The organism is Planktothrix sp. FACHB-1355 (genome assembly GCF_014748295.1).
Classification (GTDB): domain Bacteria; phylum Cyanobacteriota; class Cyanobacteriia; order Cyanobacteriales; family Aerosakkonemataceae; genus Aerosakkonema; species Aerosakkonema funiforme_A.
The window spans coordinates 1-9,865 of sequence record NZ_JACJUP010000119.1 but is presented as its reverse complement, the minus strand read 5'-3'; the positions used below and the strand labels follow the sequence as shown (position 1 = coordinate 9,865).

General features: G+C 44.5%; 13 protein-coding genes. 6 read left to right on the top strand and 7 right to left on the bottom strand.

Annotated elements, in window-relative coordinates; translation table 11 throughout:
* The 4 genes from H6S82_RS08190 to H6S82_RS08175 all read left to right on the top strand — a co-directional run.
* Positions 1-1,114 (top strand): AAA family ATPase (locus tag H6S82_RS08190; protein ID WP_191056137.1); only part of this gene is annotated, 1,114 nt, incomplete at its 5' end.
* A gap of 88 nt (positions 1,115-1,202) precedes the next feature.
* Positions 1,203-1,889, top strand: a complete 687-nt coding sequence (locus tag H6S82_RS08185) for a Uma2 family endonuclease (RefSeq protein WP_191056136.1) — start codon at positions 1,203-1,205, stop codon at positions 1,887-1,889.
* Between the two features lie 44 nt (positions 1,890-1,933).
* Positions 1,934-2,155, top strand: a complete 222-nt coding sequence (locus H6S82_RS08180; protein WP_190464042.1) for a type II toxin-antitoxin system HicA family toxin — start codon at positions 1,934-1,936, stop codon at positions 2,153-2,155.
* Positions 2,155-2,361 (top strand): type II toxin-antitoxin system HicB family antitoxin, encoded by a 207-nt coding sequence (locus H6S82_RS08175; protein WP_190464041.1) that lies wholly within the window; start codon positions 2,155-2,157, stop codon positions 2,359-2,361. The genes H6S82_RS08180 and H6S82_RS08175 overlap by 1 nt, the downstream gene beginning before the upstream one ends.
* Here H6S82_RS08175 and H6S82_RS08170 read toward each other — a convergent pair.
* The 6 genes from H6S82_RS08170 to H6S82_RS08145 all read right to left on the bottom strand — a co-directional run bounded on the left by H6S82_RS08170 (position 2,347) and on the right by H6S82_RS08145 (position 8,026).
* The gene (locus H6S82_RS08170; protein ID WP_190464040.1) at positions 2,347-2,535 is read right to left on the bottom strand and encodes a hypothetical protein; all 189 of its coding nucleotides are present in this window, start codon (positions 2,533-2,535) and stop codon (positions 2,347-2,349) included. The two genes, H6S82_RS08175 and H6S82_RS08170, sit on opposite strands and share 15 nt — an antisense overlap.
* A 27-nt stretch (positions 2,536-2,562) precedes the next feature.
* A complete protein-coding gene (locus tag H6S82_RS08165) occupies positions 2,563-4,401 on the bottom strand; it encodes a VWA domain-containing protein (RefSeq protein WP_190464039.1) in 1,839 nt (612 codons plus the stop codon).
* Between the two features lie 238 nt (positions 4,402-4,639).
* A complete protein-coding gene (locus tag H6S82_RS08160) occupies positions 4,640-6,484 on the bottom strand; it encodes an adenylate/guanylate cyclase domain-containing protein (RefSeq protein ID WP_242056859.1) in 1,845 nt (614 codons plus the stop codon).
* 6 nt (positions 6,485-6,490) lie between these two features.
* The gene (locus H6S82_RS08155) at positions 6,491-6,853 is read right to left on the bottom strand and encodes a hypothetical protein (RefSeq protein WP_199315223.1); all 363 of its coding nucleotides are present in this window, start codon (positions 6,851-6,853) and stop codon (positions 6,491-6,493) included.
* A gap of 97 nt (positions 6,854-6,950) precedes the next feature.
* Positions 6,951-7,541: an ATP-binding protein gene (locus H6S82_RS08150; protein WP_190464038.1), complete on the bottom strand. Its 591-nt coding sequence runs from the start codon at positions 7,539-7,541 to the stop codon at positions 6,951-6,953.
* 287 nt (positions 7,542-7,828) lie between these two features.
* A complete protein-coding gene (locus tag H6S82_RS08145) occupies positions 7,829-8,026 on the bottom strand; it encodes a hypothetical protein (protein ID WP_190464037.1) in 198 nt (65 codons plus the stop codon).
* A 209-nt stretch (positions 8,027-8,235) separates the two neighbouring features.
* Here H6S82_RS08145 and H6S82_RS08140 point away from each other — a divergent pair, with 209 nt between their 5' ends.
* Together H6S82_RS08140 and H6S82_RS08135 are read left to right on the top strand one after the other, a co-directional pair.
* Positions 8,236-8,409, top strand: coding sequence for a hypothetical protein (locus H6S82_RS08140; protein ID WP_190464036.1), 174 nt, complete (start codon positions 8,236-8,238; stop codon positions 8,407-8,409).
* Positions 8,410-8,435: 26 nt separating this feature from the next.
* On the top strand, positions 8,436-8,933 hold the full coding sequence (locus H6S82_RS08135) for a hypothetical protein (RefSeq protein ID WP_190464035.1): 498 nt from the start codon (positions 8,436-8,438) through the stop codon (positions 8,931-8,933).
* A gap of 112 nt (positions 8,934-9,045) precedes the next feature.
* On the opposite strand, the gene H6S82_RS08130 is transcribed toward H6S82_RS08135, so the two are convergent.
* Positions 9,046-9,865 (bottom strand): exo-alpha-sialidase (locus tag H6S82_RS08130; RefSeq protein WP_191056135.1); only part of this gene is annotated, 820 nt, incomplete at its 5' end.

The window sequence follows — 9,865 nt, the reverse complement described above, 5'->3', positions numbered from 1 at the left end:
ACAAACTATAGCTAGCGATAATGCAACAGTTAATAACTTCAATATTTGTTCAAAAAAATCCCAACTTCCACAAGTCACGCAACAACCGCAACAAACCCCAACCCGATCGCACATCGACTTAGGCGACGCACCGGAAATCTTCAGCTTCTACGATCGCACCCACGAACTCGCCACCCTGGAAAACTGGATAGTGCGCGATCGCGATCGTCTCATCGCACTTCTAGGGATCGGCGGAATTGGCAAAACTACCCTCGCACTGCAACTCATAGAACAAATCAAAACCAATTTTGATTACCTGATCTACCGCAGTCTCCGCTTTTCGCCAACGCCAGATGCAATCCTCACCAATCTGCTGCAAATCTTCTCCCAGGAAGGAGAAATACCGCAGGCGATCGAAGCGCAACTTTCCCAACTCATCAACTACCTACGCAAGTATCGCTGTTTGATTGTCCTCGATGACCTACAAATGCTTTTCAGCAGCGGACAACTCGCAGGTCAATATAAATCTGGATATGAAGATTATCACCTATTATTTAAACAAATAGCCGAAGTTTGTCATCAAAGTTGCATACTATTAATAAGTTGGGAAAAATCTAGAGAAGTCGCTAAACTGGAAAGAGTAAATAATTATGTGCATTCCTTCCTATTGGGTAGCTTAGGCGTAGCAGCTAAACAAATTCTCAGACAGCATAATTTATCAGATGAAGAGAGTTGGGAAACTTTGATTAATGCTTATCAAGGAAATCCTCTCTGGTTAGAGTTCACCGCCACCACGATCCAAGAGTTATTTAGAGGTAATGTTTCTGAATTCTTAGAATGCAACGAATGCGACGCGCCGATATTGTGCGAATCCTTGCAAGCGCAGTTAGACCGACAATTTCAGCGACTAACTCCGCAGGAACAAGCAGTTACGATCCAACTTGCCAATCAAACAGAACCCGTTTCTTTACCGCAAATTCGCAAGACAGTAGAATTATCGACTTCAGATTTATTGAATGCGATGCAATCTTTGGGAAGGCGGTTTTTGTTGGATGCAAAAGAACAGGGTAAGACAAGTTTTTTTACTCTCAATCCTGTGCTGCAACAATATGTAAAAAATAGATTTTCTCATTAAACAATATTTTTGCGATATCAAGTTCCAAATCTTACTTATCTTTGCTACAATTGGCAGTATCTAGCACAGTGCGATCGAATCAAAAACTATGATATCTTCTGGCGCGATTTCCCCTCCTTTAACCATTCCTCCTTTAGAAAATGGCGACAAGCTCACCCGCGCTGAATTTGAGCGTCGCTATGAAGCAATGCCGGAAGTAAAAAAAGCTGAATTGATTGAAGGAATGGTTTATATGGCATCTCCTGTACGAGCAAAAAATCATGGTAAACCCCATTCTCGTATTATGACCTGGTTAGGAACCTACGAAGTAGCTACGCCTGGAGTGGAAACACTCGATAACACAACGGTGCGTCTGGATGCCGATAACGAACCGCAACCGGATGCTTTATTGAGGATAGAAAAGGGTGGACAATCGCGCATCTGCGACGATGATTATGTGGAAGGTGCGCCGGAATTAATAGTAGAAATTGCGGCTTCTACTGCGTCTCTCGATTTGCATGAAAAAATGAAAGTATATCGTCGCAATGGAGTACAAGAATATTTAGTTTGGCGAGTTTACGATCGCCAATTCGATTGGTTTAGATTAAATGCCGGAGAATATATTCAAGTTGAGCCAAATGCTGATGGTGTAATTTGCTCTCAAGTCTTTCCTGGGTTGTGGTTGGATAAAGCAGCTTTATTAGCTGGAAATTTAGCCAAGGTTTTAGAAATATTGCAGCAGGGTTTAGCAAGTCAGTCACATCAAGATTTTGTGCAAAGACTGGCTAATGATTAAGTACCCCACTTCAAGTTTTATTGAAAAAAGTCTTATGATGGCAAATGCCTAAAAAAGTTAGAGAATTGAAACAGATGTTGCAGAAAGCAGGATTTACGCTTTTGCCCAAACGTGGAAAAGGCAGTCATTCTTACTGGATTCACCCGCTTCTGCCAAATCCTGTAGTCCTCTCTGGAAAAGATGGCAAAGATGCAAAGCCTTACCAGGAGAAAGATGTAATAGAAGCATTGGAAGAACTAGAGCAGTTAAAGCAAGGTGATGAATAATGAAATATAGCATTTTGATTCAGTGGTCTGAGAAAGATCGAGTGTATGTTGCTAGTTTGCCAGAGTGGGGGAAATACGCTCGTACTCACGGTGAAACATACGAAGAAGCACTTGAGAACGCCAAGGAAGTTTTAGAAGATTTGGTGTATGGTTATGAGCAAATGGGTAAGCCTCTACCAGAGCCACAGACACTACAGGTAGCCTAAAAAGTAGTCCGGGGGTTTAATATCGTGTCCGGTAGCATCGTTAGCGTAAGAATGATGTTGAGGATTGTCTGCACAGAATCGTTGGTTAAAATTTAACCACAGATGAAAACAGATAAACACAGATGAACACAGATGTAAGCGCAAATTTTTGCCACTACCGATGCAACCGAACATGATATAAACCCCTGGTGGTTTTGTTATCTATTGCACTAATCGTTTAATCTTCCCATAAGCAACATAAGACCCCCCGTTTTTCGCTTCTTCCACTTCATCAACTACATAGAGAACATTTTCTTCGCGAATGTCGCGGGGAAAGCGGATATTCCAATTAGGATTGTACCCATCGGAAACAACTCTCGCTCTCAATTTGCTACCTTCTTTCACGCACTGCACTAGCACTCCATCGCCTATACTATCTGTGGTTTCCAAGTCAGCAGCAGAAGTGGGTGCGTTGAGTTTTTGTCGTTTGGGTGTTTTGGCAGTAGATGTGTTATATTGAGAGGCGGCGCGTTCTTCTCCGGGTTTAACTAAGCGGCGAATATTACCGGAAGCGCGATAAAAACTTCCGTCAGCAGATAAATTGATTTCATCAACAATGTAGGTAACTCCTTCTTCGCGAATGTTGCGGGGAAATTGCACGTTGAAATCTTGATTGTATCCATCAGAAATAACGCGAATTCTCAATTTGCCGCTTTCGCGGAAGCACTGCACCAAAACGCCTTGATCGACGCTGGAAACTGCCTGTAAGCTGCTGGCAGATCCGGCAAGTCCGCGCAATTTCAGATCGCCGCGATCGCGTGTCAGCGCCTGATAAGATTGATCGCGCATTTCTTTGCGAATCGTATTATCAAATCTTCTGTTTTCTATGCTTTGCGCGTAATGATCTAGCTGATCTATTTCTTCGGCAACTTCAAAGGTTTCGTGCAATGATTTGAGTTTCAAATCTTCGATTGTTTTGCGAAGCTTTTGCGATGCTGTGGTATAATCTCCTTTATCGGCGAGTGCGATCGCTTCATCTTTCACTTTGGCAATCTTCAATTTACTCGCTTGCTCAACTACCGCTGCATCCGGCTGCACGCTGTTGGCTTCCTCAGCAGTTCCAACTGTTATATTAATGGGTATTTCGTCGCTAACTTCTTGGATATTCCCATCTACAACTGTTTGATATTTGTAGGAAACTGTAACAACTTTCTGCACGCCGATATCTGAAAATGGAGCGAGGGAAAGTTCTACCGCTAAAGGTTTATTTTCTACTCCGTAAACATCCCCAAGAAAAACTTCAATCTTTTTGTCTGAAAAGGTAGAACGGTACTTATTAATAATCGCCGTACTCTGTACTGCTGTTTCCAGTTGCAGCATTACCGTAAGATTTTGCGCTACAACAGAAGTGAGGCTTTCCAGTTCGATTCGGAATACATCGGTAGCATCGTCAGGCGATTGGATGAAATAGAAATTTCCCCCGGCTGCATTTGCCATACCGATGAGTAAATCTTCATTAAATCCGTTGCCAAATCCTAAAGTTGTTGTAATTATTCCTTGTTCGGCTTGTTGCCTAGCATGATTAATCAAAGTAGGAGAATCGCTAATCCCCACATTCGCCAAACCGTCAGTTAATAGCAAAACGCGATTGATTTTTTCTGTAGATTGACGGGACTTTACCAGATCGCAAGCCATTAGCCAACCGCCATGCAAATTCGTACATCCACCAGCTTTGATTTTGCCGATTTGTGTACGAATAGTAGCTTTTTGTTCGACGCGCTGTGGTTGTATAATTGTCTCAGCGTTATCATCGTAAATAACGACAGAAAGAATATCGTCTGGTGCGAGACGATCGACAACATTTTGAGCTGCTTGAATCGCGTATCGGAGCGACTGTCCCGCCATCGAACTGGAGCGATCGATCGCCAAACTGAGATTGAGCGGACGACGCGGTGCTTGGTTTTGCGTTTCATCTTCAGAACCGAAGTTAATAATTAAGTCTAGAACAGACGGACTATTGACTGCGATTAGAGAGTTACTCAGCGAGTAATTTGCTTTCATTTCCAGCGTCCTCTAGTGGAAAATACTCTTGGCTAATTTTTGGCTATTGTGCGCCAATTTACTCGATGTTTGCCCTTAACTGCCACTAATTTAACAAATTTATATATAATGATTCGGTGTAGACAATCCTTAACATCATTCATGTACTATCGATGCAAACGGACTTTTTGATTAGGGAAAAATTCACGCGGCGCAATGTACAATTAACTATCAACAATGAATAATTAATCTGTAAAAATCACTCGTTTGTAACGGAGGTCGATCGAAAGTCTCTCGCCTTTTTGTGACCGAGCAACCAGTAAGTATTCATCAATCCCTTCCCCTTGATGGAAATAGTACCGCGTTCCTGAAAGCGGTAGTTTTTCTGGAGATGTTCGTAAACTGTTTGACTGACTTGAATTTGTCCGGGTTCTCCTTGAGATTCCATACGACTGGCAACATTGACCGTATCTCCCCACAGGTCGTAAATGGGTTTGCGTCTACCGATGACTCCAGCTACCACAGCGCCGGTATGAATGCCAATTCGCAGCGCAATAGGTTGGTTGCCTGGTGTACGGAATTGGAGGATTTCTTGCTGCATATCCAATGCCATATCAGCAATGGCAACGATATGATCTGGTCTGGGTTTGGGTAATCCGCCTACCACCATGTAAGCATCCCCAATAGTTTTGATTTTTTCCACACCATGTCGGTCTGCCAATAAGTCGAACGCAGAGAAAATATCATTTAGTAACTTTACCAGTTCTTTTGGAGATACCTCGGAAGAGAGTTGGGTGAAGTTGGCAATATCGGCAAACAGAACTGTAACTTCAGCAAAGTTTTCTGCGATCGTCTTTTCTCCTCGTTTCAACCTTTCTGCAATCAATTGAGGTAATACGTTGAGCAACAACCGTTCCGAGAGAAACCTTTGCTGGCGCAATTCTGCTTCCGCCGCCTTGCGATCGCTAATATCGCGCACGCTTCCCTCATAGTGCAAAGAACCATCGCGATCGTAAATTGCGCGGACATCTTCTGATATCCAGATAGTGCTGCCATCTTTGCAGTAAACTTGTGACTCGAACCCGCTAAGCGAATCGAGTCCCTTCAAATAAGCAAGCAATTCCTCCCATCTCTGGGGTTGCACGTATAGTTGCTTACCAATATGTTTGACGCTGGCAATTAATTCCGCAGGAGATTCGTAACCGTACATCTTTGCCAATGCGGGATTCGCATTCAAATAGCGTCCGTCCCCACTCATTTGAAAGATCCCCTCGATCGCATTTTCAAAGATGCTGCGATATTTCTCCTCAGAAAGTCGCAGTTCCTGGGTGCGTTGTTCCACTATCTGTTCCAATTGCTGTGCCTGCTTTTGCAGTTTTTCTTGCGACTGACGCAAGGCAGATTCTGCTTCTTTGCGATCGCTGATATCGTATAGTGTTGTCAGCAAACTTGACACTTCCGCAAGACGCAAAGGATGCACGGAAGCCGATACCCAAAACAGGCTACCATCTTGTCTCTTCACCTGCATTTCGTAATCCCGTACATGGCCTTGCACTGACAGCAAATCGTTGATTTTTTGCTCGTCATCCGGATTGGCAAAAAATGCTTGCACCTTTGTTCCGATCAAAGTTTGCACATCGATTTTCAGCATCTCGCTGGAAGCTGTATTGGCATAGGAAATCATCCCATTCTGCTGCTGAGTCAAAATCATCAAAATAGATGTGGACTCGGAGATCGCCCGAAATAGCTCCTCGCTTTGGCGCATCGTTTCCACGGCTTGAGTATATAACTGATACTCCACTGCATCGCCGTGTTCTCTTGTCGTCTGAAGCATTATTTCCAGGTCAGCCTTATCTTGAGAAGCCGTTTCTAAAATTTCTTGTAACGTTGCTTGTGCCAGCTGGCGTTCGCCGATTTCTGCCTGCAACTTTTGGTTAGATTCGTGCAACTCGGCTTCTATGAGATCGCCATGTTCTATAGTCGTAAGCAGAGCAATTTCCAGATCGCTATTAGTTTGTTTTAGGTGAGCCACTTCTTGGCGGAGACGTTCTATCTCCGCTAAAAGTGCGGCTTCTCGATTGGTGATTTGCTCTGCGTTCATCATATCCCATCAAGCAAACTCCACTTTTAACCCAGGCATCAAGCGTTGGAGGTTCTTTAAGGATTTGGTCTGCCAAAGAATCTTTTCTGAACCTTGGAGAGCGAGATTTACGTTGCCTTTCTCCCGCACTTTAATCACAAACATAGATAGCATACTGATGCCGGAGCTATTGAGAAATTGCAGCTCGCGCAAGTTAATGGTGAAATTGGGAGATTTTTCGAGCGCACCTAGCAACAAATCCATGACAGGTTTATATTCTTCTATACCAGCCAATCGCAGGAAGCCCCGAAAAAACACTGTTGAGGTTTCCGGGTCGTGCCAGATATAATAGTCCTCGGTTTTGATTTCCACCAGTTCCGTACTCCTTGCCATAAAGAATTGTACCTACTACTCAACTTTCAATCCTAACTCTAATGGCATATTCGGATGCTCGCACCTGTCTGCCGATTAGAATTATAGATGGAAAAGTTTAGACAGCTAAACGTGCGATCGCGCTTACATGAATTATGTCTGGATACCGATCCACCTGCTCGAATTTCCAGCTCAAGCGGGCTGAATAATCGTTGATCGTGGTCAGCAAGCCCATATTGGATTCGCCGTTTCCCAGCGCGGTTTTTTCCAGTTGGCGGGTATAGAACTCATCCGGATCGGAATCGAGCAATTCCCGGATAAAGTCCTGATATTTTTCCACCCTTTCCCGGTTAGCATAATTTGTAACATTAAATATCAGTTCGTGTTCGTACAAATATAAAGTAATGCCGATCGGCAGATTGGCAGACTCATCGCTGTATTTAACTGCATTTTCCAAAAGCTCGTTGGCAATATAGCTGACAATTCCTTTGACGGTATCTTTGCGGTTGATTTTGCTGTCTTCAGTCGGCTCGCCCGGAAAAAAAGCTGCAAAGTAGTCGCCCAAGAAATCTGCCGATATACCGTTGTGTTGCCAGCGACGTTTGCGGGGAGCGGAATGCGGAGAAAAGTTGAGTGTGAGATACTCGTTGCTGGCAGGTATTTCTGCCAAAAATTCTCCAAATATCTGAACTTCAGAAGCTAAATTCATAAGTCTCTCTTACATTTAAATAGTGTCAGAAATTGCCACGATAAGAATGTATAATTTGATTGCTACCCTGTTGTTTTGCTAAATATAGTCTTTGGTCTGCGTTGTCTAATCAGCTACTAGGCGATCGCAGATAAGACAAAATAGTATAAGCTACCTCCATACTGAGCGTAACATGGGAACTAACGGCAGATCCGGGATGGGAGGTTTGCAGTTCGGCGATCGCCACTCTTTCTTTCCACTAGGTCGATCGCTTCCACCTCACCCGTTTCGGGCAGAATGCCGACAAACTAATCTCCCCGTGGTTTGGACACCGACTGAAGCGTTTTGGCAACTTCTTGCACATTGGTTGTGTAAAGTTGCCCTTCAACCAAATTGCCCCGTTCCGCCATTGCAGACAGCGTTAACCGCTCCTTCTGGCCCCGCAAACCTTCGACATCGGCCAGAAGTTTGGGATGCAACACTTCTAGCTCTTGACTTTGCACCATGTATATCTCCTGCTTAAAGCAAAAAACCATCATACAATGCTATTATATTACCGATTGCATCTATCTTAAGTAATAAATAATTCGATCGAATCCGCTCACTAGCAGCTATCGCCGCTCCACGGCGGAAATTTGTCTCCCTCGTCCTGAAAATTCCTATTTGGATGAGACATTAATTACGTGGCATTCCAGTCCCCAAATAAGCAGGGTATATGCAAACGAAAACCTGGATTCGACAAATTAGAAAAGCCAAAAAACAACCCATAATTGCTGCTTTATGGGCAAGCTTAACAATTGTTGGTTGTCAAGCCAGAAGCAGCAAGTCAGAATCCCGGAAAAAGCAGCGGAACTTTCCCTGTGAAGTAGAGGTCAATGCTTTCGGTTGAACGACCCCTATCATCAGGTGTAAGTTATGAAAAAAATCCTACTTGTTGCTGCCAGCTTATTAATGCTTTTAAATGCCAATCCTGCCGATGCCTGTAGTTGTCTTCCCGCTAACCCCAGACGAAGCTATCAACAAGCGAGAGCCGTTTTTGCTGGTAAAGTAACCGATATTGTTGTGCGTCAGCGTGCAGTCGATCGCCAACCAAATAACGACAACGAAGCCGATCGACTTTTTACAGAAGTGAAAGTTACATTTGAAGTTTCCAAAGTTTGGAAAGGTAGAATTAGCAGACAAGCTGTAGTAATGACATCTCGTTCTAGCGCCAGTTGCGGCTACAATTTTGAAAAAGGTAAAGAGTACCTCGTTTATGCTGGCAATGAAGACGCTGAATTGACAACCGGCTTATGCAGCGGTACCAAACCTCTTACTACGGCGCAAGCAGATTTATCGATATTGAGGAATGCAGGCACAACAAGAATAGAAAATCAGACTGGAGAGCGATCGCAAGAAGACCGAGGGCTCTAAAATCGATCTTTACATCACTACAGCTGGTGGCGATAATCGGGATGAAGAAGGTACGGGCGCGGGGGCAGTATTGAGTCTTAATTTGGGTATTCAAGGAGTGCCCGAATTTCTGTCAAGAATTAGCTTGTAGATTCGTATATATAGCAAGCGATCGCACATTCGGCAAATCTTTGGCCACCAATTGCCAACTTTCACCATCATCCGAACTGCTGAAAACCTTATCCCCACTTGCAGCCCAAATATCGCCAGCATTATCGATCGTTAACAGCACCATGCGATCGAACTGTTCTGGCAAACTCTCCTGCAACTGCACCCAGTTCTCACCGCCATCATAGCTGCGATATATCCCCACATTAGCACCCCTAGACCAAGTTGGAGGTGGCCCCGCCGCTGCTGCTGCGAACACCTTCTGCGGTTGCGTTGGCATCGTTACGCAAGAAACAGTATATTTGCGATCTAACCCATTCATCGAATATTGCCAGTGCAGTCCGCCATCACTGCTGCGATGAAAACCCTTGCCTGTCGTCGCATACAGCCTGAGACTGTTGAGAGTCGGAATCACCGTATGCACATCCCAATACAGTCCCTCGTTCAGACTTTTCCACGTCTGACACCCATCAATGCTGTGATAGATGCCGCCTTCTTCCACCGCGATGTACACACCGCCAGCTACCTGGGGGTCGGGAGAAATATAGCGGACGTGCGGAATGTGCGGCGGTGGAGGAAAAGTCCAAGTCTCGTATCCCGGAATTCCTCGAATCGATTCGACTTCCCTCCAACTTTCTCCGCCATCATCGCTGAGGTACAGCATAGCCGGGGAAACACCCAAATACAGTCGCCCAGACTTGGCGGGGTCAGCTGCAAACGACCAAACTTCTTCCTTAACGGGTTTTTCGTTAACTTTTTGCCAGTTATTCTGTTTGCTGCGTACC

Bases quoted from the DNA above. Each gene is read 5' to 3' on its own strand.
- H6S82_RS08185 (WP_191056136.1), top strand. From the start codon at position 1,203: ATGATATCTTCTGGCGCGATTTCCCCTCCTTTAACCATTCCTCCTTTA.
- H6S82_RS08180 (WP_190464042.1), top strand. From the start codon at position 1,934: ATGCCTAAAAAAGTTAGAGAATTGAAACAGATGTTGCAGAAAGCAGGA.
- H6S82_RS08175 (WP_190464041.1), top strand. From the start codon at position 2,155: ATGAAATATAGCATTTTGATTCAGTGGTCTGAGAAAGATCGAGTGTAT.
- H6S82_RS08170 (WP_190464040.1), bottom strand. From the start codon at position 2,535: ATGTTCGGTTGCATCGGTAGTGGCAAAAATTTGCGCTTACATCTGTGT.
- H6S82_RS08165 (WP_190464039.1), bottom strand. From the start codon at position 4,401: ATGAAAGCAAATTACTCGCTGAGTAACTCTCTAATCGCAGTCAATAGT.
- H6S82_RS08160 (WP_242056859.1), bottom strand. From the start codon at position 6,484: ATGATGAACGCAGAGCAAATCACCAATCGAGAAGCCGCACTTTTAGCG.
- H6S82_RS08155 (WP_199315223.1), bottom strand. From the start codon at position 6,853: ATGGCAAGGAGTACGGAACTGGTGGAAATCAAAACCGAGGACTATTAT.
- H6S82_RS08150 (WP_190464038.1), bottom strand. From the start codon at position 7,541: ATGAATTTAGCTTCTGAAGTTCAGATATTTGGAGAATTTTTGGCAGAA.
- H6S82_RS08145 (WP_190464037.1), bottom strand. From the start codon at position 8,026: ATGGTGCAAAGTCAAGAGCTAGAAGTGTTGCATCCCAAACTTCTGGCC.
- H6S82_RS08140 (WP_190464036.1), top strand. From the start codon at position 8,236: ATGCAAACGAAAACCTGGATTCGACAAATTAGAAAAGCCAAAAAACAA.
- H6S82_RS08135 (WP_190464035.1), top strand. From the start codon at position 8,436: ATGAAAAAAATCCTACTTGTTGCTGCCAGCTTATTAATGCTTTTAAAT.